The organism is Rhodococcus sp. IEGM 1330 (assembly GCF_033142445.1).
In the GTDB taxonomy this organism is placed as follows: domain Bacteria; phylum Actinomycetota; class Actinomycetes; order Mycobacteriales; family Mycobacteriaceae; genus Rhodococcoides.
In genome coordinates this window covers 344556-369474 of the sequence record NZ_JAWLSB010000005.1, presented here as the reverse complement: position 1 = coordinate 369474, position 24919 = coordinate 344556, and the positions used below count along the sequence as shown (strand labels likewise).

Annotated in this window: 22 protein-coding genes and 1 tRNA gene; 12 read left to right on the top strand and 11 right to left on the bottom strand. The window is 64.6% G+C overall.

The features are described 5' to 3' along the window. The first annotated feature begins 282 nt into the window (after window positions 1-282). The 6 genes from R4P57_RS14675 to phoU all read left to right on the top strand — a co-directional run bounded on the left by R4P57_RS14675 (window position 283) and on the right by phoU (window position 6971). Entirely contained in the window at window positions 283-1536 is a 1254-nt protein-coding gene (locus tag R4P57_RS14675) for a lipase family protein (RefSeq protein WP_317803550.1), read from the top strand. A gap of 67 nt (window positions 1537-1603) precedes the next feature. Then, a tRNA-Lys gene (locus tag R4P57_RS14670) sits at window positions 1604-1679 on the top strand. A 271-nt stretch (window positions 1680-1950) separates the two neighbouring features. Then, window positions 1951-2907, top strand: a complete 957-nt coding sequence (locus R4P57_RS14665; protein WP_317803549.1) for an acyl-ACP desaturase — start codon at window positions 1951-1953, stop codon at window positions 2905-2907. A 124-nt stretch (window positions 2908-3031) separates the two neighbouring features. Further along, a complete protein-coding gene (dusB, locus tag R4P57_RS14660; RefSeq protein WP_317803548.1) occupies window positions 3032-4171 on the top strand; it encodes a tRNA dihydrouridine synthase DusB in 1140 nt (379 codons plus the stop codon). A 118-nt stretch (window positions 4172-4289) separates the two neighbouring features. Further along, window positions 4290-6230: an LCP family protein gene (locus R4P57_RS14655; RefSeq protein WP_317803547.1), complete on the top strand. Its 1941-nt coding sequence runs from the start codon at window positions 4290-4292 to the stop codon at window positions 6228-6230. A 66-nt stretch (window positions 6231-6296) separates the two neighbouring features. Continuing rightward, window positions 6297-6971 (top strand): phosphate signaling complex protein PhoU, encoded by a 675-nt coding sequence (gene phoU, locus R4P57_RS14650; protein ID WP_094679884.1) that lies wholly within the window; start codon window positions 6297-6299, stop codon window positions 6969-6971. 155 nt (window positions 6972-7126) lie between these two features. Here the strand turns inward: phoU and pstB are convergent, their stop codons facing one another. The 6 genes from pstB to R4P57_RS14620 all read right to left on the bottom strand — a co-directional run bounded on the left by pstB (window position 7127) and on the right by R4P57_RS14620 (window position 12947). Beyond that, window positions 7127-7903, bottom strand: coding sequence for a phosphate ABC transporter ATP-binding protein PstB (gene pstB, locus R4P57_RS14645; RefSeq protein ID WP_037194618.1), 777 nt, complete (start codon window positions 7901-7903; stop codon window positions 7127-7129). 36 nt (window positions 7904-7939) lie between these two features. Further along, on the bottom strand, window positions 7940-8848 hold the full coding sequence (gene pstA, locus R4P57_RS14640; RefSeq protein ID WP_317803546.1) for a phosphate ABC transporter permease PstA: 909 nt from the start codon (window positions 8846-8848) through the stop codon (window positions 7940-7942). 3 nt (window positions 8849-8851) lie between these two features. After that, a complete protein-coding gene (gene pstC, locus R4P57_RS14635) occupies window positions 8852-9889 on the bottom strand; it encodes a phosphate ABC transporter permease subunit PstC (protein WP_317803545.1) in 1038 nt (345 codons plus the stop codon). A gap of 87 nt (window positions 9890-9976) precedes the next feature. Beyond that, the gene (gene pstS, locus R4P57_RS14630; RefSeq protein WP_317803544.1) at window positions 9977-11077 is read right to left on the bottom strand and encodes a phosphate ABC transporter substrate-binding protein PstS; all 1101 of its coding nucleotides are present in this window, start codon (window positions 11075-11077) and stop codon (window positions 9977-9979) included. A 202-nt stretch (window positions 11078-11279) separates the two neighbouring features. Then, complete coding sequence (gene mshD, locus R4P57_RS14625; protein WP_317803543.1) at window positions 11280-12185, bottom strand: mycothiol synthase; 906 nt, start codon at window positions 12183-12185, stop codon at window positions 11280-11282. Further along, window positions 12186-12947, bottom strand: coding sequence for a response regulator transcription factor (locus R4P57_RS14620; RefSeq protein WP_317803542.1), 762 nt, complete (start codon window positions 12945-12947; stop codon window positions 12186-12188). Window positions 12948-13077: 130 nt separating this feature from the next. On the opposite strand from R4P57_RS14620, the gene R4P57_RS14615 reads away from it, so the two are divergent. From R4P57_RS14615 to R4P57_RS14595, 5 genes are all read left to right on the top strand, one after another. Further along, window positions 13078-13857 (top strand): LmeA family phospholipid-binding protein, encoded by a 780-nt coding sequence (locus tag R4P57_RS14615; RefSeq protein WP_317803541.1) that lies wholly within the window; start codon window positions 13078-13080, stop codon window positions 13855-13857. After that, window positions 13854-14273: a thioredoxin family protein gene (locus R4P57_RS14610; protein WP_317803540.1), complete on the top strand. Its 420-nt coding sequence runs from the start codon at window positions 13854-13856 to the stop codon at window positions 14271-14273. Before R4P57_RS14615 ends, R4P57_RS14610 begins: the two co-directional genes overlap by 4 nt. A gap of 253 nt (window positions 14274-14526) precedes the next feature. Further along, window positions 14527-15003: a DUF4395 domain-containing protein gene (locus R4P57_RS14605; RefSeq protein WP_317803539.1), complete on the top strand. Its 477-nt coding sequence runs from the start codon at window positions 14527-14529 to the stop codon at window positions 15001-15003. A gap of 38 nt (window positions 15004-15041) precedes the next feature. Continuing rightward, window positions 15042-15878, top strand: a complete 837-nt coding sequence (locus R4P57_RS14600) for a sulfurtransferase (protein WP_068049880.1) — start codon at window positions 15042-15044, stop codon at window positions 15876-15878. 1 nt (window position 15879) lies between these two features. Next, complete coding sequence (locus R4P57_RS14595; protein ID WP_037194601.1) at window positions 15880-16185, top strand: DUF1416 domain-containing protein; 306 nt, start codon at window positions 15880-15882, stop codon at window positions 16183-16185. A 79-nt stretch (window positions 16186-16264) separates the two neighbouring features. On the opposite strand, the gene R4P57_RS14590 is transcribed toward R4P57_RS14595, so the two are convergent. Further along, complete coding sequence (locus R4P57_RS14590) at window positions 16265-17821, bottom strand: cutinase family protein (protein WP_317803538.1); 1557 nt, start codon at window positions 17819-17821, stop codon at window positions 16265-16267. A gap of 384 nt (window positions 17822-18205) precedes the next feature. On the opposite strand from R4P57_RS14590, the gene R4P57_RS14585 reads away from it, so the two are divergent. Continuing rightward, window positions 18206-18847, top strand: coding sequence for an FABP family protein (locus tag R4P57_RS14585; protein ID WP_317803659.1), 642 nt, complete (start codon window positions 18206-18208; stop codon window positions 18845-18847). 195 nt (window positions 18848-19042) lie between these two features. Here the strand turns inward: R4P57_RS14585 and R4P57_RS14580 are convergent, their stop codons facing one another. From R4P57_RS14580 to R4P57_RS14565, 4 genes are read right to left on the bottom strand one after another with little or no spacing between them, the layout of a single operon-like run. Further along, the gene (locus R4P57_RS14580) at window positions 19043-20632 is read right to left on the bottom strand and encodes an amino acid ABC transporter ATP-binding/permease protein (protein ID WP_317803537.1); all 1590 of its coding nucleotides are present in this window, start codon (window positions 20630-20632) and stop codon (window positions 19043-19045) included. Beyond that, window positions 20625-22313, bottom strand: coding sequence for a thiol reductant ABC exporter subunit CydD (gene cydD / locus R4P57_RS14575; RefSeq protein WP_317803536.1), 1689 nt, complete (start codon window positions 22311-22313; stop codon window positions 20625-20627). The genes R4P57_RS14580 and cydD overlap by 8 nt, the downstream gene beginning before the upstream one ends. After that, window positions 22310-23347: a cytochrome d ubiquinol oxidase subunit II gene (cydB, locus tag R4P57_RS14570; protein ID WP_317803535.1), complete on the bottom strand. Its 1038-nt coding sequence runs from the start codon at window positions 23345-23347 to the stop codon at window positions 22310-22312. Before cydB ends, cydD begins: the two co-directional genes overlap by 4 nt. A 9-nt stretch (window positions 23348-23356) precedes the next feature. Next, complete coding sequence (locus R4P57_RS14565; protein WP_317803534.1) at window positions 23357-24874, bottom strand: cytochrome ubiquinol oxidase subunit I; 1518 nt, start codon at window positions 24872-24874, stop codon at window positions 23357-23359. Window positions 24875-24919: the final 45 nt, after the last annotated feature.

Genomic DNA, 24919 nt, shown 5'->3' with positions numbered 1-24919 from the left:
CTACTTTCGGTTGAAAACCGAATTACATTTCACGGTAAGGGATCTCGAGCTCAGACTGTTTCGCCTTGCTCGTTAGCAGTTCAAATCTATTGCTCACCAATCGAATACGCCGGTACCGTTTCTGCCCATCGGTCAAATCCATTGCACGGTAATCGATATGAGAGAGACCGGTCGGTAACGTTTTCGACACGTTCCCAGTCTCGCACCGAGCTCGCGCCTGCGCTGACCTACTGTGAAACGCACCACATGGGGAGTTCGGCCGACCGGAGACGAGTGAATGCCATGAAGGTATCGATCCGCGCATGTCGTTCCATCACAACTTTGTTCGCGGTAGCCGTGCTCGCTCTGTCGACAACCGGCAGGGCGTCGGCAGACCCCCTGGGCAACTTCGTGGCCCCCGTCGCCGATCCGGCTCTCTACCTACCCACCCCACTGGGCGAGCCCTGGTTCGATCCCCCTGCAGGCTACGAGCAACAACCTCCCGGGTCGGTACTGGCAACCAGACAGGTGACCGTCGGACCGCTGTTCACGCCGGTTACTTCGACTCAGATCCTGTTTCGCACCAACGATTCCAAGGACCGTCCCGTTGCTGCCGCCACCACCGTGATCGTGCCGGTCGCACCGTGGACCGGGGCCGGGAGCCGGCCCGTCGTGGCGTACAACATGGCCATCAACTCACTCGGCAACACATGTGCGCCGTCCTGGCTGCTCCCTCGCGGGCTCGCCCGGGAGATACCGGCTGTTCAGGCCTTCCTGGCCAAGAACTACGCCGTCGTCGTCACCGATCACGAGGGGCCACGGCAGGCCTACGCCGCCGGACGCATGGCCGCGCACGCGGTGCTCGACGCCCTCCGAGCCATGGTTCGACTGCCCGAGCTCGGCTTGCCCGCGTCGTCTCCGATCGCCGTGACGGGGTACTCGGGTGGGGCGATCGCCACAGGATGGGCCGCACAATTGGCCCCCACGTACGCGCCCGACGTCAATCTGGTGGGCGCGGCGTTCGGTGGTCCGCCGACCGACTACAGGATTCTGCTGACGTCGATGAACGGAACGGCAGCATCCACGCTCTTCCTGTCCGCAGCGCTCGGGGTGGCACGCGAGTACCCCGAACTGTTCTCGCTGATGAACGCCAACGGACTACGTCTGGCCACGGTCGCCAAGGACATGTGCGTCAGTCTTCTCGCACCCGGTGGAGTGGTGGCCCCGATTCCGGTGCAGGCACTCTCGGACATTCCCAACGTCGATCGCACCGAGATCGCCGAGAGCGTCATCGCCGCGACCCGTCTCGGCGGCGACCTCGCGCCCACCATCCCCACCATGATCTACCAGGGTCAACAGGAGTTCTGGATTCCTCGACGAGGAGCCGAGACCCTCTACGACGAATGGTGCGCTCAGGGTGCGAACGTCAGACTCGAGGAGTATCTCGGTGAGCACCTGATCGTCGCATTCAGCGGCATTCCGGGCGCATACGCCTGGATCGACGACCGCCTGGCCGGCATTCCGGTGTCGAGCGGATGCAGCAGCTTCGGACGCTGACCGGTCGGCACCACTGCCGGGGGTACTGCCCGTCGGTGCTGCGCGGCCCATTACACTTTCGAGCCGCGCCCCTATAGCTCAGTTGGTAGAGCTACGGACTTTTAATCCGCAGGTCGTAGGTTCGAGTCCTACTGGGGGCACCACACACCGTCCGGGTAACAGTGATCACACCTGTTCGGAACGTACACTCGGGCGTAACGATCGGCCGAGACCGAGCGACGTGCAGGGGGAACTGCATCGGTCGTGAACTCGCGAAGGCCGGCCGGAAGATCAGCGCTACGGGGGCACTTCGCGTCGATCGACACCGAACATCACGACCGCCGGAACAGCAAGTGAACAGGCGCGACGAGGTTCACACCGAACCTACGGTGCCGTAAGCTGGACCGGTCGTACGCAATCTATGGAGGCGATCTAATGGCGAGGGATCTGACACAGCTCGAGCTTCTGCAAGAGCTGGTGCCCACTGCCGAGGACAATGTGAACCGTCACATCACGATGGCGCGGGAGTGGCACCCTCACGACTACGTTCCGTGGGACGAAGGTCGCAACTTCGCCGCACTCGGTGGCCAGGACTACGACCCGGAGCAGTCCAAACTCTCCGACGTCGCACAGGCCGCGATGATCACCAACCTGCTCACCGAGGACAACCTGCCGTCCTATCACCGTGAGATCGCCGAGAACTTCTCCCGCGACGGTGCCTGGGGAACCTGGGTCGGTCGCTGGACCGCCGAGGAGAACCGCCACGGCATCGTCATGCGCGACTACCTCGTCGTCACCCGCGGCGTCGATCCCGTCGCCCTCGAAGAAGCCCGCATGATCCACATGACCAACGGCTACGCCTCACCTGCAGGCACTCAGGTCGGTCTGCTGCACTCGGTCGCGTACGTGACCTTCCAGGAGCTCGCCACCCGCGTCTCGCACCGCAACACCGGCAAGGTCTGCGACGATCCGATCGCCGACCGCATGCTCCAGCGCATCGCCGCCGACGAGAACCTGCACATGATCTTCTACCGCAACATCACCGGCGCGGCGATGGACATCTCGCCCGATCAGACGTTGCAGGCGGTCTCGGACATCGTGACGAACTTCGTCATGCCCGGTGCCGGGATGCCGAACTTCCGTCGCAACGGTGTGCTGATGGCCAAGCACGGCATCTACGACCTGCGTCAGCACCTCGAGGACGTCGTCTGGCCGGTCCTGCGCAAGTGGAGCGTGTTCGAGCGCAACGACTTCACCGCACGCGGTGAGAACACGCGTGAAGAACTCGCTGTCTTCCTCGAAGACCTCGAGCGGCAGGCCACCAAGTTCGAGGAGATGCGAGACCGCTCCCTCGCCCGCGAACGCGCGAAGGCCGAAGCACGCGCGTCGTAAGCTCAGATCGGCTGGTGTGCCCGGTACCGACTTCGGTGCCGGGCACCACTGTTTTCCGGCATCGCCGTTCTCGACCCACCGTTGTCACCACGATCACGTTCCCTCCGTTCCAAAGGCTTCCCTCATGACACTGCAGATCGGCTCGCTGGAGTTGCGCAGCCCCGTCGTCCTCGCGCCGATGGCCGGCGTCACCAATGTGGCGTTCCGCACCCTGTGCAGGGAGCAGGAATTGGAGCGGGCAGGCAGTACCTCGGGTCTGTACGTATGCGAGATGGTCACCGCACGCGCGCTCGTCGAACGGCAGCCGGCCACGATGCACATGACGACCTTCGGACCCACCGAAACCCCGCGGTCGCTGCAGCTCTACACCGTCGATCCGGACACCACGTACGCCGCGGCGAAGATGATCGTCGACGACGATCTGGCCGACCACATAGACATGAATTTCGGCTGCCCGGTTCCGAAGGTCACCCGAAAGGGCGGCGGTGCTGCGCTGCCCTACAAGCGGAACCTGTTCGGCCGCATCGTCGCTGCGGCCGTCAAGGCGACCGAGGGCACCGACATTCCCGTCACCGTCAAGTTCCGCGTCGGCATCGACGAGAACCACCACACTCATCTCGATGCAGGTCGAATCGCCGCCGACGAGGGCGCGGCGGCAGTGGCATTGCACGCCAGAACTGCCTCGCAGCGTTACTCCGGCACCGCCGACTGGAACGAGATCGCTCGACTCAAGGAACATGTCTCCGGCATCCCGGTTCTGGGCAACGGTGACATCTTCTCGGCGTCCGACGCGGTTCGCATGATGGCGGAGACCGGGTGCGACGGCGTCGTCGTCGGGCGAGGTTGCCTCGGCAGGCCGTGGCTGTTCGCCGAACTCAGCGCCCGCCTCAACGGCCGCCCCGAGCCCATTCCCCCCACCCTCGGCGAGGTGGCCACGATCATCGCTCGCCACGCCGAGTTGCTGGCTCAGCATCACGGGGAGAAGAAGGGCCTGCGCGAGTTGCGCAAGCACGTCTCCTGGTACCTGCGCGGGTTTCCGGCGGGGTCGGACCTCCGGGTCTCGATGGCGTTGGTGTCCACTCTCGGCGAACTGGACGACCTTCTGGCGCAACTCGATCCGACCGTTCCGTTTCCCAAGGACGCCGAAGGCCCCCGTGGTCGGCAGGGCTCGCCGGGCGCGGTTTCGCTGCCCGACGGTTGGCTCGACGATCCGGAGGACGTCTGCGTCCCCGCCGGTGCCGACCTGATGCATTCCGGCGGCTGATTCCCAGCTGACCAGCCGCCTACCTCGCACGAGTGGACCATGCCGCTCGAGTCAGTACTATGGCTGGGATTGCCGAGTAGGCGACGCGTGCGTGTGATGGAAGGCCAGGTTCGAATTCGTGGGAGACGATCGAGAGTCGGGCCCGTCTGTGCCCGAGGGTCGCGCCCCATGGGAGCGCCCGCTGTCCTCAATCAGGCAACCCGGCGCAATCGGACGATCCGGGCAGCGCCCACCTCGCTCCGAGCGCCCTGCAACACCGGATCCGGAGCAACCGCCGCAGCCCGGAGACAGCGGCAGGCTCGGCAAACGATCACCGCGTAACGCCGACACCGTCTCGGTCGCCGAGTTGGTGGACAAGATGTCGCGCTCGGGATCGATGCGGCGGGTGCCGGCCGAACGTCCCGAAGTCGAAGAGCCGACCGAGGTCATCGCTCCCATCACCGATTCCACTCCCCCGCCTGCCCGAGCAGTGCCGCCGACTCCGCCGCCGCATGCGGCACCGGAACCGGTGGGTGCGCCCGCAACGGATCGCCCGGCCCTGACGCGGTTGGCGATGAGTCGGGTGCGGCGACGCCGTCGGGTGCGGATGATCGGCCGAAGCTTGGTCTCTCTCGTCGCAATCCTGGCGGTGACGTTGACCGGAGTGGTGTGGGGATACCTACGCAATACCGATCAGGGATTTCTGCAGGTCGCCGCTCTCGACCCCGATTCGACCGACGTCGTCGACGCCGAAGGCCAATACGGCGACGAGACGTATCTGATCGTGGGCACCGACACCCGCACCGGGGCCAGCGGCGAGGTGGGTGCCGGAACCGTCGCCGACGCCGAGGGAGCCCGCTCAGACACGGTCATGCTCGTCAACATTCCGGCCGATCGCAGCCGCGTCGTCGCCGTCTCGTTTCCCCGCGATCTCGATGTGACGCGCCCCGAGTGCGAGCAGTTCGACAACGACACCAATACCTACACCGGGGAGATGTTCCCCGAGGCCTACGGCGACAAGCTCAACGCCACCTACGCCCTCGGCGGCCCGAAATGTCTGGTCAAGACCATCCAGAAGATCTCGGGCCTGCGTATCGGACACTTCGTCGGGATGGACTTCGCTGGGTTCGAGTCCATGGTCGACGAGGTCGGTGGCGTAGAGGTCTGCACCGCGCAACCGCTGATCGACTACGAATTGGGAGACGTCCTCCCCACCGTCGGAACACAGCGCATCGACGGCCGAACTGCACTGAACTACGTTCGGGCACGCAACGTCGAGTCCGAGGGCAACGGCGACTACGGCCGGATCAAGCGACAGCAGCGATTCCTGTCGTCCCTGCTGAGATCTGCACTGTCCAACCAGGTGTTGCTCGACCCGGGCAAGTTGAACGGCTTCGTCAATGCGTTCACCTCGGACACGTTCGTGGAGAACGTCAAGACTCAGGACCTGGTAACGCTGGGCCGATCGCTGCAGAACGTCGATGCCGGCGCAGTGACCTTCCTGACCATCCCCACCACCGGCACCAACGACTACGGCAACGAGATCCCCAACGACGAGGCGATCGGTGCCATCTTCCAGGCCATCATCGACGACGATCCACTTCCCGGTGAGGAACGAGCCGAGCCGGTCACGCCCGAATCCTCGGCCCCCGTCGACGCTCCCGACGCATCGTTGCTCGCCGTCGAACCGGGAACCGTGTCCTTGCACGTGTCCAACGCGTCCGACATCGCCGGGATGGCTCAAACTGCGTCCGACGAGCTGGCTACCTACGGATTCCAGATCCTGACGGTAGGCAACTTCTCCGGCAGCGCTGCCCAGACGGTGGTGCGCTACTCGCAGGATCAGGAAGCGGCCGCGGCGACCGTCGCGTCGGCGATCCCCGGTGCCGCCATCGAACTGGCACCGAGCCTGAACAACGTCGTCGAGGTGGTGCTCGGCTCCAACTACCCCGGATACACGCAGTTCCCGACGGCGTTCGGCAACGAGATCGATCCCACCCAGGTGGAGGGCACAACCGAGGGCGCACCTCTGCCGGAGGATCTCTCGTTCACCAATGCCGCCGACGACACGTGCGCCTGACTTCATTCATGCTCCGTTAACCCTCGGGACAGAGAACTGGTCGGTGTGACCTACTAAACTTCGCCTATGCGCGTCGCCTACAACGAACAGATGAACGAGCTTGCCGATCTCCTCGGAGAGATGGCGAGCCTGGCTGGTTCGGCCATGGAAAAGGCCACTCAGTCACTCCTCCAAGCCGACCTGGTGCTCGCCGAGCAGGTCATTTCCGAACACGACAGGATCACCGAACTCAGCGCTGTGTGCGAGGAGAAGGCTTTCACGCTTCTCGCCCTGCAGGCTCCGGTCGCGGGCGATCTCCGTTCGGTGGTGGCCGGCATTCAGATCGTTGCCGACATCGACCGCATGGGCGCGCTCGCGTTGCACGTCGCCAAGATCACCCGCCGCAGGCACCCGAACCACGCCCTCCCCGAGGTGGTCAACGGGTACTTCGCCGAGATGGGTCGCCTCGCCGTTCAGATCGGCGCTTCGGCTCGCGAGGTCCTCGAGACCCGCGATCCCGAGCGCGCGGCAAAGCTGCAGGAGGAGGACGAGGCAATGGACGATCTGCACCGTCACCTCTTCACGGTGCTGATGGACCGCGAGTGGAGCCATGGCGTTGCGGCTGCAGTCGACGTGACCCTGCTGGGTCGCTTCTACGAGCGGTTCGCCGACCATGCTGTCGAGGTGGGGCGGCGAGTGATCTTCCTGGTGACAGGTGAGCTGCCCGTCGACCTCAGCCACAACAACATTCCCACCTCGTAGGAACCTCGAACTCCTCGAGGCCGAGTAGCGCTGCGCTGCAGCGCTACTCGGCTTTCGTACTGGAGTCACCAGCCGTATCGGGGCAGAGAGCGCAGATACGAAAAAAGCCCCCGCCGAGCTTTCGCTCAGCGGGGGCTTCTGTGGTTCGTGTGTGGCTATCCGAAGCGGCCGGAGATGTAGTCCTCGGTGGCCTTCTGTGTCGGGTTGGAGAAGATCTTCTCGGTGTCGTCGATCTCGATGAGCTTGCCGGGCTTACCGGTGGCCTCGAGGTTGAAGAAGCCGGTCTGATCGCTCACGCGGGCGGCCTGCTGCATGTTGTGCGTGACGATCACGATCGTGAAGTCCTGCTTGAGTTCCTGGATCAGATCCTCGATCGCGAGGGTGGAAATAGGGTCGAGAGCCGAGCACGGCTCGTCCATCAGCAGAACGTCGGGCGAGACGGCGATCGCGCGAGCGATGCACAGACGCTGCTGCTGTCCGCCCGAGAGGCCGCCACCGGGCTTGTCGAGGCGATCCTTGACCTCGTTCCAGAGGTTGGCACCCTTGAGCGAGCGCTCGGCAATCTCGTCGAGTTCCTTCTTGCCGCGGCCGCCCTGCAACTTCAGGCCGGCGACGACGTTGTCCCGGATCGACATCGTCGGGAACGGGTTGGGGCGCTGAAAGACCATACCGATGGTGCGACGCACGCCCACGGGGTCGACGCCGTTGCCGTAGATGTCCTCGCCGTCGAGCAGCACCGAACCTTCGACGCGGGCACCGGGGGTGACCTCGTGCATGCGGTTGAGCGAACGCAGGACGGTCGACTTACCGCAACCGGACGGCCCGATGAACGCGGTGACGCTGCGCGGCGGTACGGCCAGAGTGACGTCGGAGACGGCATGGAACTTGCCGTAGTAGATGTTGACGTCTTTGAGATCGAGACGCTTTGCCATGTTCTGGTTCCTTAGAATTCGCTGGAGTCGGGTGGGTCAGAAGTTCTTGGGCGAGAAGAACTTCGAGACCAACTTCGCGCCGATGTTGAGTATTGCGACGATCAGGATCAGCGTCAGGGCTGCTCCCCACATGCGCTCAGCGGTGAGCACGCCGGTTCCTGCTTTCTGCAGGTCGACCATCATGAGCGGCAGAGACGTCTGCGGCCCCTCGAAGATGTTGAAGTTGATGGCGGTGGCCGATCCCACCAGGATCAGCACAGGTGCCGTCTCACCCATCACGCGGGCCAGGGCGAGCATGATTCCGGTGACGATGCCGGACAGGGCCGTGGGGATGACGATCTTGGCGATGGTCTTCCACTTCGGCACGCCGAGCGCGTAGGACGCCTCTCGCAGGTCCTGGGGAACGATACGCAGCATTTCCTCGGCCGAGCGCACGATCACGGGGATCATCAGCAGTACGAGAGCGAATGCGACGGCCACGCCGGAGCGCTGAAAGCCGAAGGTGGCGATCCACAGTGCGTAGATGAACAGGGCCGCGACGATGGACGGCACACCGGTGAGGATGTCGACCATGAACGTGGTGACTCGGGCCAGTCGCGTGCCCACCCCGTACTCGACGAGGTAGATGGCGACGAAGATGCCGATCGGGATTGAGATGACAGCGCAGAACAGTCCTTGCAGGAGCGTTCCGATGATGGCGTGGTAAGCACCGCCACCCGCAATGAACTGGGTGACGCCTGCCTGCGAGTTCTGCCACCAGGTGGGTGAGACCACTGCCGACAGGCCGCGGGAGACCACCGTGTACAGCACCCAGACGAGAGGCACGAGTGCGACGAGAACCGAGAGGCTGACGAGGATCGTCGCCGAGAGGTTGGACGCCTTACGCCGAGCGCTGACGCCCTGGAACGTGGGTTCCTTGACGGGCTTGTCCATCGTTGCGGTCATGGGTCAGTCCTTCTTTCCGGCGATGGCGGCGCGGGCACCGGCGTTGACGACGAAGGTGAGGATGAAGAGCACCAGACCCGCGGCGATGTAGGCACCGGCTTGGAGCGGGTTGTTGAATTCGCCCGCGGCCAGCGCGATCTTCGTCGCAAATGTGGAACCGCCGTCGAACAATGTTCCGCCGAAGGTTGCCTGAGTGCTGCGGATGATGATGTAGAGCGCGATGGTCTCACCGAGTGCACGACCGAGACCGAGCATCGAACCGGAGACGTAACCGGACTTGCCGAACGGAATGACCGTGGTGCGCACGACCTCCCAGCGGGTGGCTCCGAGGGCGAGAGCTGCTTCGATCTGCCCCTTCGGCGTCTGCATGAAGACCTCGCGGGTGACGGCGGCGATGATCGGCAGGATCATGACCGCGAGCACGATGCCGCCGGTGAAGATGGTGCCGCCGCCGGCGATCGAGACCGAGCCGGTGCTGAAGAGCGGGAACCAGCTCAAGGACGAGTTCAGCCATTCCGCGAACGGGCTGATGGCGGGGGCGAGGACGTACAGGCCCCACAGACCGAAGACGATCGACGGAACTGCGGCCAACAGGTCGATGACGTAACCGAGCGGTCCCGCTACTCGCTTGGGTGCGTAATTCGTCAGGTAGATGGCGATGCCGAGTGCGACGGGCATCGCGAGGATCAGCGCGAACAAGGACACCGTGACGGTGACCAGGAACAGATCGAGAACACCGAACACCATGGCCGAGGTGTTGGACGTGTCCCAGGCACCGTTGTAGGTCAGGAAGTTGACCGTGTTGTTCGACAGCGAGGGGATGGCACGCCAGACCAGGAAGATACCCACGGCGGCGATCAGGGCGATGATGAAGATACCCGAGCCCGTGGCGAGGCCGGAGAAGATCCGGTCACCGGGACGTGTGACGGTCCCCGATTTTTTCTTGTCTGACAATTGTGGTTCTTCCGGTTTGTGCGCGGCACCCGCGGAGGGCACGGTAGCCGCGGAGGGGACGCCGGTCATCGAGTGGGTGTCGCTCATACCGCTCACTGTCTCGTGTCGAGGTCGAGGACGGTCCTGCTTCGGCTCGCGTTGCCGCGAGCCGAAGCAGGATCACGTCTCATCGAATCAGGCGATTGCTTCGATAGCGGTGGTCAGACGCTCCTTGAAGGACTCGGGAAGCGGCACGTAGCCGGCTTCCTCGAGGCCCTGCTGACCTTCGTTGGCTGCACTGAGCAGGAACGACTTGACTGCTGCCGAGGTCTCGGGGTCGTAGCCCGCCGAGCAGACGATCTCGTAGGTTGCGAGAACCAGCGGGTACGTCTCGGCTTCGTTGCTGGCGTACAGCGCGTCGATGTCGATGACGAGGTCGTTGCCCTCACCGGAGAACGTTGCCGCGTCGATCGCTGCGGCAGCCGACTCGGTGGTGAGCTCGACCGGTCCGTTGCCGAAGTCGACTGCAGCTGTGCCGAGGCTTTCCTGGTCGGCGAAGCCCTTCTCGACGTAGGTGACCGAGCCGGGAGTAGCGGCCACGGCCTGGGCTACGCCCGAGGATCCGTTGGCACCTTCGCCGACGCCGCCGGCCCAGTCGGAGCTGTGGTCCAGGGTCCACGCCTCGGGAGCCGAAGCTGCGAGGAAGCGCTGGAAGTTGTCGCTGGTGCCCGAGGAATCGGAGCGGTAGACCGGGGTGACCGCGGTGGCCGGCAGTTCGACGCCCTCGTTGAGTGCGGCGATTGCGGGATCGTTCCAGGTGGTGATCTGGCCGGTGAACATGCGCGCGATGACGTCCGGGTTCAGCGAAACGCTGTCGACGCCGTCGAGGTTGTAGGCCACTGCGACCGGGCCGAAGACCAGCGGCAGGTTCCACGCCGGGTTGCTGGCGCAGCGGGTGGCTGCCTCGACTGCCTGCTCGTCCTTGATCGCGGAGTCGGAGCCGGCGAAGTCGACCAGTCCGGCGACGAACTGCGTGCGGCCGTTGCCCGATCCGCTGGTGGTGTACTCGACGGCCTTGCCGGCGCACACGCCCGAGTAGATCGAGGTGAAGTTGGACATTGCGTTCTGCTGCGCAGAAGAGCCTTCGCCGGTCAGCGGAGATTTGCCCTCGCAGGTAGCCGAGGATTCGGATGCGCCGTCCGTGGTGGCGACGTTCGCGTCGCTACCGCATGCGGTCAGCAACATGGCACTGATGGCCACTGCACTCATGAGAGCACCGTTGCGCTTGAGGTTCACCTGTTTCCTCCGGGGAATCTGTAGGCCGTGTCCACGGCTCGGACCTGATCGGCCGCGCTGTGACTGTGTGGGTGCCGGCTCCGAAAGAAACCTCGCACCAGGCGACGTAGGTTGCCGCCCATCGAGAAAGGTAAGGGCAGGTGGTAGACGTTTACCCCCGCGTGGGTGAACGGAAGATGAACACCGCAGTTGATATGTCCGTTCAGCTGCTGCGCGCGTATGCGGCGTCCACGTGGTAGTTCTCGAAGCCCAGCTTGGTATACGTGTGCACGGCAGCGGTGTTGTCGGCCTCGACGTAGAGCATGATCTGGCCCAGTTCTCTGCTGCGCAGGTAGTGCAGGCCGGCCAGCGTGAGCACTCGACCCAGACCACGGCCCTGCGACTGCGGATCGATCCCGACCACGTACACCTCGCCGATGGCCGGTTCCACACCTTCGGCCGGGTGGACCTTCGTCCAGTGGAAACCGAGGAGGCGGTCACTGCCCTCCTCGAAAGCCAGGAACAGGCCGGCCGGATCGAACCACGGTTCGTCTCGTCGTGCGTCGATGTCGCGATCGGTCCAGCCGCCCTGTTCGGGATGCCAGGAGAATGCCGCGTTGTTCACGCGCAGCAGTTCGGCGTCGTCCTGATGCCCTCGATAGGTTCGAAGTGAAATACCATCCGGAACAACGACTTCCGGAAGATCGGGATGCGCGGACGCGCGACGCATCTGCAGCAGCTCGCGAACCACCTGCAGCCCGAGCCGCGCCGCGACGGACTGCGCAGCGGGCAGGTTGCCGTGCGCCCAGATACGGGTATCGGAGCCGATATCGAGTGCGCAAGAAACCAATTCGCGCCCTACTCCGCGACCGCGGAACGAAGGATCGACAACGGTCTCGGCCATCCCGTCGGCGATTCCGGCGTAGCCGACGACACGATCGCCCTCGGTGGAGACGAAACGAACGACCTCGTCGCCGTCGTCGACAGCCTTCACGGCCTGCTCCGACAAGGGCGCAGTACCGTCGATTTCCGTTGCGCGGGAAAGGATTCGATGAATCTCGTAGGACACACGGGAAGACGGTGCGCCGCCGTCGATCGAATGGACGTCGAAGGCAGAATCCGAACTCATCTACGAGAGAGTACTCTGTTGCTCGAACTCGAAATCCGCATCGTCGGAATCCCCACCGGCAGCGTCCGATGCCACCGGTCCACCCTTGGCATTGCGCGCAGGCCGAACAGCCTTGTATCCCACGTTGCGCACCGTCCCGATGAGCGACTCGTACTCGGTACCGAGCTTGGCGCGTAGGCGTCGAACATGGACGTCGACGGTGCGCGTGCCACCGAAGAAGTCGTAGCCCCAGACCTCCTGCAGGAGCTGGGCGCGAGTGAAGACCCGACCCGCATGCTGAGCCAAGTACTTCAGCAGCTCGAATTCCTTGTAGGTCAGATCGAGCGGACGACCTCGCAGACGCGCGGTGTAAGTGCCTTCGTCGATGACCAGTTCGCCGAGCGTGATCTTTCCCGAGGTCTCCGGGCTGGCAACTCCGCCGCTGCGGCCGACCAGCAACCGCAGTCGAGCGTCCAGTTCGGCTGGACCGGTACCGGGGAGCAGGATGTCGTCGAGGCCCCAGTCGGAATTCACCGCGACGAGCCCGCCTTCGGTGAGGACGGCGACGACGGGGATGGCCGACCCGGTACTGCCCAACAGGCGACACAGGCCACGAGCGGCAGCCAGGTCGGTGCGAGCGTCGACCAGTGCGATGTCTGCCGAACCGGCTTCGAGAAGCGAGGACACCTCGGTGGGCACCGGGCGTACGTGGTGCGCCAGGAGAGCGAGGGACGGCAGAACGCCCTCCGGATTGGGATCGGAGGTCAGTAGTAGGAGCTCCACTACGTCTCCATTCTTACTGCTGGCCGGTCAAGCCCAGGCTGGACTCGAGTGATCGTCAAGGACACAGACTAGCTTGTCCGTACAACCGGCCGAAGAGGGCAGTGGACGATTCGTCGGTCACAATGGATCCGTGCGCACACTTCTCATCGGACTCGCCAGCCTGCTGGCCCTCGCGCTCGTGGTGGATTTCGGCGCTGCGGCGTACTCGGAGTACCGAGTCTCCCGCGCGATCCGCGCCGGCGGTGAGCTCACCTCGGACCCTCAGGTGATCGTGCACGGCTTCCCGTTCCTCACCCAGGCGGCGGACGGCCGCTACCAGAACATCGAGATCCGAGCGCAGGATGTGCCGACCGAGTACGTCGGCTCGACGACGATCGAGGCCAATCTCCGCGGCGTGCACATCGAGCTGTCCGACCTGATCGACAACAACGTGCGGGCGATCCCGGTGGACGAGCTCGACGGCCGCGTCCGTATCGAAGCGACGGACCTCGGCCGGTTCCTCGGCATCGTCGACCTGCAGGTTTCCGCGCCGCCGGCCGACAAGTCGGACGGTACCGGCGGTTCCGGCGGGTCGGGCAAGACCACGACCGGGGGCGTCGTCCTGACCGGAACGGTTCCGGTCGGCCCCCTCGAGACGACGGTGAGCGTTCAGGCCGACCTGTTGCTCGAGGGCGACAGCGTGGCCATCGTGGCGTCGGACTTCTATTTCGGCCCGGAGGGTCAGGCAGACTTCTCGATCCCCGATTTCGCCAAGCCCACGGTGCTCGGACTGTTCACCAAGACCATCGAGCGTCAGAGCCTGCCCTTCGGGCTCCTGCCGACCGACGTCTATGCGGAGGGCTCGCAGATCGTCGTCGAAGGATCGGGCGAGAACGTGACCATCGACCTCAACGAGATCGAGAAGCCGTGACAGGGATCACAGTTCTTGTCGTCGTGGCGATCCTTGCCGTCGCTACCGGATTGTTCCTCCGCAGCCGATCGGGTGCCGTGCGGGAAGTGCGGAACACCGACTCCGAGACCGACTCTCTGTACCCGCTCCTGCTCGACGCGGGTGCCACGACCGACTCCGCGACCGTGCTGCACTTCTCGGCGGACTGGTGCGGACCGTGCGCAGCCGTGCGACGCGTCGTCCAGCAGGTGTTGGACGACCGAAGCGATGCCCGGGAACTCGAACTCGACATCGACGCCCATCCGATCCTCGCCCGCGAACTGGGCGTGCTGTCACTGCCCACGACTTTCGTCCTCGACACCACATTGCAACGGCGCTCCAGAATTGCGGGTGTGCCGTCTGCGGCGGCGCTACGGTCGGCGCTCGACGCACTGTGACCTCGCCTCTTCGGACCGGCGGTAGGACGCGCCGCTGGTAGCGGGTACAATGCTCTTCGTGTTCTCCCGCCGCGAGCTGATGCTCACCAGTCGTCGCACAGTTGATCTGTGCCGACTGGGCGGTTGTTGCTGTCGCTGCTGCTGATTTCCTTCTGCCGCCACGCCCATGCGTGATGTACGGCCCGATGATCGAAATCCACGTCCGAGCACTGCCGATGCGGCGTGCCCCGGCCTCGCACAGGAGTACCTCTCGATGTCGACACCCGACACCCGAACCACCACCCCCACTGCCACGATCGACCAGGTCGACGTTCGCGGTCCGCGCTTCGCAGCGTGGATCACCACCGCCGTTCTGGTCGTCGTTCTCCTCCTGACCACGTTCTCGGTCCCCGCGGCGGCAATCCTGCTCGGGCTACAGGCGATCGTGTTCGGAATCGGAGCCGTCCGCGGACCCAAGCGCAGTCCGTACGGCACGATCTACGCGACATTCGTCGCACCGCGGGTCTCCCCCACCAGCGAACGTGAGCCGGTGGCACCGTTGAAGTTCGCTCAACTGGTGGGCTTCGTGTTCGCAGCCGTGGGAGTTCTCGGCTTCGCGCTCGGCGCTCCCGTCGTCGGCACCGTGGCGGCAGGCTTCGCATTGTTCGCGGCCTTCCTCAATGCCGCGTTCGCGGTGTGCCTCGGCTGCATGATCTACCCCCTCGCCGCGCGGCTGCGCACCACTGCTTGACCTTCACCGATCCATAGAGAATCACCGAAAGGAACACCATGGCTCGCTCCGACGTCCTGGTCTCTGCCGACTGGGCCGAGCAGAACCTGAACGCACCGAAGACCGTCTTCGTCGAGGTCGACGAAGACGCAAGCGCCTACGACGGCGGACACATCGAAGGTGCGGTCAAGCTCGACTGGCGCAAGGACCTCCAGGACCCGGTTCGCCGCGACTTCCTCAATCAGGAACAGTTCTCGGACCTGCTGTCGGCCAAGGGCATCAGCAACGACGACACCATCGTCCTGTACGGCGGAAACAACAACTGGTTCGCCGCCTACGCCTACTGGTACTTCAAGCTGTACGGCCACAAGGACGTCAAGCTCATCGACGGTGGACGCAAGAAGTGGGAACTCGACGGCCGCGCGCTGTCCAAGGACGTCGTCAGCCGTGAGACCACGCAGTACCGCGCCGAGGCACCCGACCTGTCGATCCGCGCGTTCCGCGACGAGGTCATCGACGCCATCGGCAACAAGAACCTGATCGACGTGCGTTCGCCAGACGAGTTCTCGGGCAAGATCCTCGCGCCGGCTCACCTGCCGCAGGAACAGGCTCAGCAGCGTGGCCACGTGCCGTCCGCGATCAACATCCCGTGGAGCACCACCGCCAACGAGGACGGCACGTTCAAGTCCGACGAGGCTCTCGAAGAGCTGTACAAGACCAAGGGCTACGACGACAGCAAGGCCACCATCGCCTACTGCCGCATCGGTGAGCGTTCGAGCCACACCTGGTTCGTCCTCAAGGAGCTTCTGGGCAAGGAAGACGTCAAGAACTACGACGGCAGCTGGGTCGAATACGGCTCTCTCGTCGGAGCACCCATCGAGCTGGAGGTTCACTGATATGTGTGGAGCACCCGTACAAGGCCAGACCATCCCCGCAGGCGTCGACGTCGAGAAGGAAACGGTCATCACCGGCCGCGTCCTCGCAGGCGACGGTGAGCCCGTAGCAGGCGCGTTCGTGCGGCTGCTCGACGGCAGCGGCGAATTCACCGCAGAGGTCGTCGCGTCGGGCACCGGAGACTTCCGGTTCTTCGCCGCTCCCGGACAGTGGACGCTGCGTGCGCTGTCGGCATCGGGCAACGGCGACACCGTCATCGCGCCCGAGGGCGCAGGCGTGCACTCGGCGAACGTCACCGTCGGAGTCTGATTCGGCCCGCTCGCATCGAACGAGAAAAGAACCCCGCACCTGCTGGCAGGTGCGGGGTTCTTTCGGTCCAGCCGAGGCTCTAGTTGGGGACGGGCACCGAGGTGGTGGGATCGGGAACCGTCGAGTACTGCGGCGGGAACATCCCTTCCGGTACCGGAATTCCCTGGGACTCGAGGAACGCTCCGAGATCGCTGACCCGAGTGACCGTTCCGGGCTCCGGCAGGAGGCGAGGTTCGGGTGCGGTCTCGGGGGCGGGGGGTTCCGGTGTGGCCGTCGGTGGCACGGGAGTCTCCGTTGTCGACGTCTGCTGCCCGGGCGCATTCTTCTTCTCGCGTTCGGTGCGCGCCAAATCGGTGACCCAGGCGACCATCTTTTCGCTCTCCCACTCGTAGCCGTCGTTGGGGTCGTTGTACCAGTACGACAGATGCTGGAGGAAGCCCAGCGCGAGGTAGGGCCCGAGCACGACGTCGACGATGCCCCTGTTGTTCTCCTGCAGGCCCTCGCCCTCGGCGCGCAGCTTGGCTTTCACGGTCTCGGCACCGGGCCCGAGAGCCCAGTTGAGATCGGCCAGCAACTGATCCGGTGTCAGAGCGGCCGCCGCCTGTTGATCGGCGACCGTGTAGTCCACATCCGCCACTTTCACGAGAACTTGGAGCAGGGTCTCGTCCGATTCGAGCCAGGACTTGTTGGTCGCGATGTCGACGATCGCGCGAGTGGCGATCGTGGTCACCACCCGCGCGAAGTCCGCCACCGACTGCACCGGGTTCAGCAGCGTCAGGCGCATCTGCGAGATGATCTCCAGAGCCAGCTGCAGGAACTCGATGTTGTCCGGAGCGTCGCACGCGAGGTCCCAGGGCCGGCACGACCAGGTGACCTTGTCGGTCAGCGCTCCGTAGTCCCGGGGCGACTGGTCCATGAATCCGCCGAGCGATTCACCGGGCTCGTCGCCGAAATTCGGCACACCGGCCGGGCGGTAGGGCGATCCGATCATGATCACGCCCGCGATGTCGTCGGCAGTGACCAGAGCATTCGGGTCGCGATAGCCCAGTTCCGTCGAGAGCCGATCGAGCACTTCGCCTCCCACGCTGTAACCGAGGAGCGCAAATTTGGTCTTCTCTCCGCACTTGGTCTTGTACTCGTCCATCAACCGATTGGTCGTAGCCACGCCTTCGGCGATCGACTGCTGGTATGTGGACACGTCGTCGATCACACCGACGCCGTACGTGGATGCGTACGGGACGTACAGCCAGCCGACCGTGCCGGGACTGTCGGCATTGGCCTCACCGACTGGAACAGTCACGTTGCCGACCCAATTCGACGCGACCGTGGACGAAATTTCGTTCAGTGGGTTGCGACCGGAGTCCGAGTCGGTGGCACCGGAGACAGCGAGCAGCAGTACGTCAGGGCAGTCCTGCGCATAGTTGTTGGGGTCGATGTTCGGGCCCTGTGAAGACCCGAAGTCGGACGATCCGGAGTCGGCGGAACCGGAGTCGGACGATCCAGACTCTGCCGATCCCGAGTCGGGAGCGGCGAGCGCAGCTGCGGGAGCGGCAAGCGCCAACGCCAGAGTCACCACCGCCGACCTGAACAACACGGATCCGAACGACGATGTCAGAGCCCGTTTACGACGCAGCATTATTGCGGAGACCTCCCCAGCCTTCGTGACAGAACACAGTGAACAACGTCGGAAATTCACCCTCGAGCGCCCGACGCCCCCCGAAGAAGGTACCTGCTCGACGGGAATTCTCCACCGATACGAGTGATCCAACGCACTCACGACCCCAAATTCGGTTAGATGTCACCAAAGACACAGGCCGGATTCGGGCCGCTGTTCTCGACGACGATCGCTGCGGGTTAAACTCGCACTCGTGGTCATCTTCTTCGAGTTGTTGCTGGTCCTTGCGGCAATAGCCATCATCGCGTTTTCGCTGTATGTGGTCTACCGACTGGTCAACGACGAGTCGTGACAGAACCCGTTGCGGGGCAACCCCGCAGTGCTGACGAGGGGCTCGATACCCCCATCACCAGTGGCGACGAAGCGATTGCGGCTGCCGAGCAGAAGTTCGCCGACGCGTCGACGCGGAACGTTCCGGTCCTGCCGGACATCCCGCATCCCGACGACACGGCCAACGTCCGTCTCGGCCCCGATCTGCACCCGTCGATGCTCGCTCTGTTGCCGCTCGTCGGCGTGTGGCGTGGTGAAGGCGAAGGCCACGACCCCGAGTCGGGTACCGACTACCCCTTCGGTCAGCAGATCGTCGTCACCCACGACGGCGGCAGCTACCTGAGCTGGGAATCACGTTCGTGGCGACTCGACTCCGACGGTAACTTCGCACATCCCGATCTCCGCGAAACCGGATTCTGGCGCATGAGCGGAGGGGACGGCGTCAAGGGTTCCGACAACGAAGAGGTCGTCGAGCTACTGCTGACACACAGCACCGGCGTCGTCGAACTGTATTACGGCCATGCGCTCACCCAGTCGTCCTGGGAACTGGCCACCGATGTCGTCATTCGCAGCACATCGGGTGCGTTGGTCGGCGGGGCCAGGCGGCTCTACGGCATCGTCGACGGCGGAGACCTTGCATACGTCGAGGAACGCGTCGTCGCCGACGGCCCACTGGCACCGCGGTTGTCCGCGCGCCTGACTCGCTACATCGGCTGATTCTCTCTCACTACCCACTGCACGCGAACGGCCCCCGAGCCATACCTGCTTTCAGGTCCCGACCGGACAGGTCGGGGGCTCGGGGGCCGGGTAGCTGCCTGGGATTCGCCTGCCGCTCGCGCGGTCTTCTGAGTGAATCCGTCAGCGATTGCGGCTAGCTGACAGCCACCTCACGCGTCCTAGAGTTCATCAACTTCAGACCACCTCCTCTCTCGTGTACTTCACAACGTACGCCCGAGTTCGCGAGTCGGCAAAGAGTTTTTCCGCACGGTCCGAGCCGAGGTCGATCACCTGGTCGGCGTCGGTGTTCCCCGGCAGTTGATGGGTGACGACCACCACGGTTCGGTCGGCTCCGAACAATCCTCCGTCGGTGGTGAGCAGGTCGCGCAGTATCGATTCGCCGGAGATTCGGTCCAGATGCTCGGTCGGCTCGTCGAGCAGCACGATCGGTGCCGTACTGAGCAGGGCGCGCGCCAGCAGCAGTCTGCGGCGTTCTCCCCCGGACACCGCCTGCGCGCCGCCGACCAATGGGGTGTGCACGCCGAGAGGCAGCGCGTCGAGCCACGGGCCGAGGCCCACGCGTCGCAGCGCCTCCGATGCCTGTTCTTCGTCGACATCGCCGCGCACCACGCGCAGGTTCTCCAGAATCGACGTGTCGAACAGATGCGCATCCTCGGCGAACAGTGCGGCGTCCGAACCGCATTCCTCGGCCAACTCGCGCAGCATCGTCGTCTTGCCCGATCCGCTGGGTCCGATGAGAGCGCTTCGCGCATGTGCGCGGAAGTTCGTAGCAGGGGTCGAAGTTCCGCTCACATGGGGCGGCGGAGCCGCATCGAGCATCGCCATGATTCGGGTGGCCGCGATTCGTCCTCGCATCAGTGCGATGGCGGCAGCGGGCAAGCCTGCGGTCGCCTCGAAGGCGGCCAATGGGACCAACACGATGATCGCCAGGGCCATCGGTGTCATGCCGCCTGCGGTTCCTCCGGTCGGTCCGTACAGCCCGATGCCGACGAGCAAGGACCCGATCACCGATGCACCGATCGACAGCGGACCGGCGGCATCGGCCAGCGCCGACGGCCGCGCCGCCCGGTCGCGAGCGACCACCGAATCCTGTGCTGCCCCGCGGGCTTCGGCGAGCGTCGCGTCGAGTCGTCCGGCGACCCGCAGTTCTGCGGCGTGATCGAGTGCCCGGACGGCTGTCTCGGCGAACCGCGCGTCGGCGTCGGCTCCGGCCTCTTCGGCAATCCGTGCCGACCGCGCCGCCAGAATCGGTGCGCCCACCCCGGCGATCAGCAACGACACCGCCAGGATCGACGCGGCAGCAGGCGCGATACCGGCGAGCAGGCCAACGGCTGCGAGCATCATCACGACGCTGACGCAGATGGGGACGATCGCGCGTACGACGACATCGCCGAGTACGTCGACGTCCGCCCCGGTGCGCGCCAGGACGTCACCGCGCCGCAGAGCGAGCGCGCCGTGTCCGTTCGCCAGTTGCTCGTAGATTCTCGTGCGCGCTGCCGTCGTACCGCGCAGGGCCGCGTCGTGCGTGGTCAATCGTTCGAGGTAGCGGAACACGCCGCGGGAAATGCCCAGCGCCCGAACGGCTACCACTGCGACGGTCAGGTCCATCACCGGAGGCATCTGCCAGGCTCGGGTGATCAACCATGCCGACAGTGCGGCGAGAGCCAGTGCGCTACCGAGGGTTGCCACGCCGGCCGCCACGGCCAGTGCCACCCGACGCGGAGAAAGCTCGAACAGGGCCAGTGCGCGTCGTAGGTCAGACATGATCGAACTCCCGTACCACCGGTGAACTGCTTCGCACCTCGACGACGCGATCTGCGGCGTGCAGCACCGCGCGCCGGTGACCGACCATCACCACGGTGACCCCTCGGTCGGCCGCATCTCGAATAGCCTGCAGCACAGTCTGTTCACTCGCCGCATCCAGGTGCGCCGTCGGCTCGTCCAGCACCATCACCGGAGCGTCGGAGACAAAGGTTCGAGTCAGGGCCAGGCGTTGCAGTTCGCCGAGAGACAGCCCCACTCCGCCCTGCCCGACGCGAGTGTTCCAGCCGTCCGGGTGATCTCGCAGTACGGCATCGAATCCCGAAGCACGGCAGGCCGCGTCCAGAGCATCGGCGTCGGGCACGCCGTGGAGGGTGACGTTCTCGTAGAGAGTGCCGGGAAGCAGCACCGGCCGCTGCGGGAGCCAGGCGACCTGAGCCCACCACCGGTCGAGATCGAGATCGACCACGGGCACACCGCCGACGAGAACCGCACCGCTCGTGGGCGTCGTGAGTCCCAGAACCGCGTGCAGCGCAGTCGATTTACCCGAGCCGTTGGGGCCGGTCAGTACCGTGATGGTGCCCGTTCGGCACAGCGCACTCAGTTCTGCCGGAGCGTCGCCGTCCCGGCTCGCGACGGTGAGGCCGACGAGTTCGATGTCCGCGGTCGTCGCGTCGGCGGTCCGGCCGCCGATCGGCTGTGTCGTACGCCGATCCAGGACTCGAAATGCTCGGTCCGCGGCTTCGACGCCGTCCTCTGCTGCGTGGAACTGGGTCCCCACGGCGCGCAGCGGGAAGTACACCTCGGGGGCGAGGATCAACGCGATGATGCCTGCTTCGAGCGTCATCTCCCCGAAGACCAAGCGCAATCCGATGCCGACGGCCACCAGCGCGACACACAGGGTCGCAAGCAACTCGAGCACCATGGACGAGAGAAAGGCAACTTTCAACGCGCGCATCGTGGTTCGTCGATGGGCGTCACCCAGTGCGCGGATGCGAGCGGCCGGTCCGTGTTCGCGGCGCAGCGCGCGCAAGGTCGGCAGACCGGCCAGTAGATCGAGCAACTGTGCAGACAACCGGGTCATCGTGGTGAGCGTCGCCGCGGCTCGCCCCTTGGTCAGCAACCCGATCAGAATCATGAAGATCGGGATGAGCGGCAAGGTCACCGCGATGACCACCGCCGAGGTCACGTCCTGGGTGACGATGACGATCAGAACGAGCGGAGTGACGATGACCGCCGACACCAGCGCCGGCAGGTATCCGGTCAGGTACGCCCGCAGACCCCCGATGGCTCGGGTCACGACGACGGCCAACTCTTCCCGTTCGCGGTCGAGCTCCCGAGGCTCGAATCGCGTTGCGGCCGTGAGCACCTCGACTTCGAGCTCGGCCACCACACGCGACGCCGACCGGTGCGCGTAGCGGGACTGGGCTCCGGTTGCGAGCACACGCACAGCCACTGCGCCCGCCAGCACGGCCAGTTCCGTCGTCCAGGCGGACAGTGATCTGGCGGTCGGTTCGATGATGACGCCTGCCAGCACACGTCCGATGGTCAACGCGCCCACGATGATGCAGAGCGTGACGACGGTCGACAGAGCGACCGTGACGATCAGGTAGCCCCGGGCAGATCGAGAGTATTTCCACAGCCGGGGATCGACCGGTCCCCGCGATCGAGCAGGGGCGGTCACGATTTCACCGTCAGTCCGATCGAGTCCGGGATCTGGGCACTCGAAATACGCTGGCGGAAGACCCAGTACGTCCAGGCCTGGTATCCGATGACGACGGGTGCGGCGAAGGCTGCGGCCCAGGTCATCACTGTCAGCGTGTACGCACTGGACGACGCGTTCGCGATGGTGAGATCGAAGGCGGAGTCCGTGCTGGACGGCATGACGTTGGGGAACAGGGAGGCGAACAACAGCACCACGACCGAGATTATGGCAATACTGGTGAACACGAAGGCCCAGCCTTCGCGTACTTTCGCCGTCAGCGCGACGACGAGCAGCAGTGCCACTGCTGCCACCGCGACGAGTATCCAGGTCCAGGTCTTCCCGTAGGCGAGTTGGGTCCACAGTGCGAAGGCTCCACCGACGAGCACAGCCGGAACTGAAAGCCACACTGCCATTTTCACCGAATCCTCATGGACGTCGCCGGAGGTCTTCAGCGCGATGAACACCGCGCCGTGCAGCGCGAACACCACGGCCATCGTGGCTCCGCCGAGCAATGCATACGGGTTGAGCAGATCGAAGAAGCCGGCCGTGACCTTCTTGTTCTCGTCGATAGCGACGCCGCGCACGATGTTGGCGAAGGCGACGCCCCACAGCACCGCCGGAACCCACGAGCCGATGCCGATGCCGATATCGCAGCGTTTGCGCCACACCGGGTCGTCGATCTTGCCGCGCCATTCGATGGCGCAGATGCGCAGGATCAGGGCTACCAGAATCAGCAGCAGCGGCAGGTAGAAGCCCGAGAACAATGTTGCGTACCACTCGGGAAACGCTGCGAACAAGGCACCGCCGGCGGTGATGAGCCAGACTTCGTTGCCGTCCCAGACCGGGCCGATCGTATTGAGGACGGCCCGCCTGCGCTTCTCCCCCGTCGCGGGGTCGGGGTGCCGGCCGAGAATGGGCATGAGCATACCGACGCCGAAGTCGAACCCTTCGAGCACGAAGTAGCCGACGAAGAAGAAGGCGATGATGAGGAACCAGAATTCGGGCAGTGACATTGCTATCCCCTAGTAGGCGAACGAGAGCTGTTTGGGCTCTTCGTCTTCCGATTCCGGTGGGTCGACGTGCGGATGCGCGTCGTGTTCGAGAGGCTCTTCGACGACGTAGCGCCGAAGCAGGTAGAACCACACACCACCGAGAGCGGCGTAGAGCAGTGTGAACGTCACCAGTGAGGCGAGAACGAGGCCGACGGGATGGTCGGAAACGCCCTGATCGACGGTGAGCCGGATCTGATCGACTCCCGAGAGGTTCGGTGCCACAACCCATGGCTGTCGGCCCATTTCGGTGAAGATCCAACCGGCACTGTTGGCCAGGAACGGCGTCGGAATGGCCAACAGGGACAACCACGAGAACCACTTCTGGTCGGGAATCCGGCCACCCCGAGTGACCCACAGACCCGCGATCGCGAGTAGTGCCGAGCCTGCGGCCAGTCCGATCATCATCCGGAATGCCCAGTAGGTGACGAACAGGTTCGGCTTGTAGTTACCCGGCCCGAACTGCTGCTCGTACTGCTCCTGCAGTTGGTTGACGCCCTGCACGGTGGCACCGAAGTCGTTCTCCGCCAGGAACGAGGTGAGGCCGGGGATCGAGATGAGGTGCACCACGGATTCGCAGTTGTTGTGGGTACCCACGGTCAGGAGCGAGAAGCTGGCTCCGGTCTCGGTGTCGCACAACGATTCTGCGGATGCCATCTTCATCGGCTGTTGCTCGAACATGAGCTTGCCCTGAATGTCTCCGGTGATGGCGAGCGCGCCGCCCGCGACGATCATGACGATGAAGGACATGCGTGCTGCCGATCTGAACATCGAACGCGAGTCGGCTGCTGGGAGCGGAGCCTGCGCAGCGACCCCGGTGGTCGCGAGCGTGCCGAGCTCGTTCTCGGTCTTCTTTCTGCGAGCCTCGCGCACCATCCACCAACCGGAGATGCCGGCCACGAAGGTGGCGGCGGTGAGAAACGCTCCGGCCACGGCGTGTGGAAATGCTGCCAACGCTGTGTTGTTGGTGAGCAGGGCCCAGATGTCGGTGAGTTCGGCGCGGCCGGTCTCTTCGTTGTAGATCGCGCCGACGGGATGCTGCATCCAGGAATTGGCCGCGATGATGAAGTATGCCGAAGCGTTGACTCCGATGGCGACGAGCCAGATCGTGGCCAAGTGAACGAGTTTGGGGAGTCTGCTCCAGCCGAATATCCACAGTCCGAGGAACGTGGACTCGAGGAAGAACGCGACGAGGCCTTCGAGTGCGAGAGGAGCGCCGAACACGTCACCGACGAAGCGGGAGTATTCGCTCCAGTTCATGCCGAACTGGAACTCCTGGACGATTCCGGTGGCGACGCCGAGGGCGAAGTTGATGAGGAACAGCTTGCCGAAGAACTTGGTCAGTCGGTACCAGGAGTCCTTGCCGGTGATCACCCACATGGTCTGCATCGCAGCCACCATCGGAGCGAGGCCGATCGTGAGGGGAACGAGTATGAAGTGGTAGACGGTGGTGATACCGAACTGCCATCGTGAGACATCCAAGGCGTCCATCAAAGCTCCGAACTCTTCCACCCGTGCTGTGACGGGTAACACCGC